This is a genomic window from Propionibacterium sp. (assembly GCF_047719395.1).
GTDB lineage: Bacteria > Actinomycetota > Actinomycetes > Propionibacteriales > Propionibacteriaceae > Propionibacterium.
On sequence record NZ_JBDNTB010000106.1, the window covers coordinates 1 to 1169 of the forward strand.

Below are 1169 nucleotides of genomic sequence, written 5' to 3' on the forward strand. Positions count from 1 at the left end.
CCCCCCCCCCCCCCCCCCCCGAGGGGCCTGCAGGGATGGTCGATCGGATCGTGACCGCGAGCCGACGTCCCAGTTGGGCAACCTTGAGACTATGCGTGAGTCGAGTGTGGTATAGACCAAGTTGGTCTGACGCCACTACTTGGGTCTTGCCAGCCATGGCTCGAAATTCTGGACAATACAGAATTCGATCCACATCATGCTGAAATGGATTACGTGCATCAGAGACAGTGATCCGTGAAATGGTTGGCCTCTTTCGTGAACCTCTCACCGTGACTTGCTGACGACACTGCTCTTCGGTGTAACCTGGAGGAAACAAAGGCCTTCTAGTGAATATCGTCACGATCGCAGCTCAGCTGGGTCGGTGCAACTGGCATTAGGGTTCGCAGTGCCTCAATTGTACTCTTGCGTCGCTTCACATAATGTGAATTCCACTTACCCACCTCATTCCTCCCGAAATCGGTAATATAGAACCATCGGCACCAATACTAACGACTCCCAAGCGTTCAAGATCTGTCAGTATTCCCCGCAGCGATCTCTCAACCAGAAGCGTTGGAGAAAGAGCAAGTTCCTCTGGTGCGACATTTCTCATCGCGTACATGACGCACACCAAACTCGACCACGGCATAGCGCTTCCTGTAATATGAAAATACGCGTCAACAACTGCGAAAACCTTAGCGTGATCCAGATGTTCGTTCATAGGCGCCTCAACAACCATGAGGACATCAGGTTCATGATCAGCGATCGTCTCTCGGCGCACTGGCAGACACCACATCGAGGTTGAACCGCAGGTGAACCGGTCGACGTCCCACCGGGCAGGTAGATTCGGCGGCTCGGTTGGGGGCCGAGCGAGACACACTCCGCGAGAATTTCATGAGCCGACCGCTGGGCGTCCAAAATACGAACCCTCATTTGGTGAGCAGCCGCGCTGCTCACGTCAGTACGCACCTTCCCGCCCCAGTACAACTCGCACCGTCTTCAGGATGATCATCAGGTCCCCCACCAATGACCAGTTCTCCACGTACCGAAGGTCGAGCCGAATGCTCTCTTGAAAAGACAGGTCAGACCCCCCCCCCCCCCGGCGCCCCGCCCGGGGGGGGGGGGGGGGCGGGCGCCCCCCCGGGGGGGGGCCCCGCGGGGTGGGGCCGCCCCCCCCCCCCCACCGGGGGTGG

General features: G+C 58.4%; 1 protein-coding gene. It reads right to left on the reverse strand.

Annotated elements, in window-relative coordinates:
• Positions 1-934: 934 nt before the first annotated feature.
• Positions 935-1057, reverse strand: coding sequence for a sugar transferase (locus ABF648_RS11995; protein ID WP_415632479.1), 123 nt, complete (start codon positions 1055-1057; stop codon positions 935-937).
• Between the last annotated feature and the right edge of the window lie 112 nt (positions 1058-1169).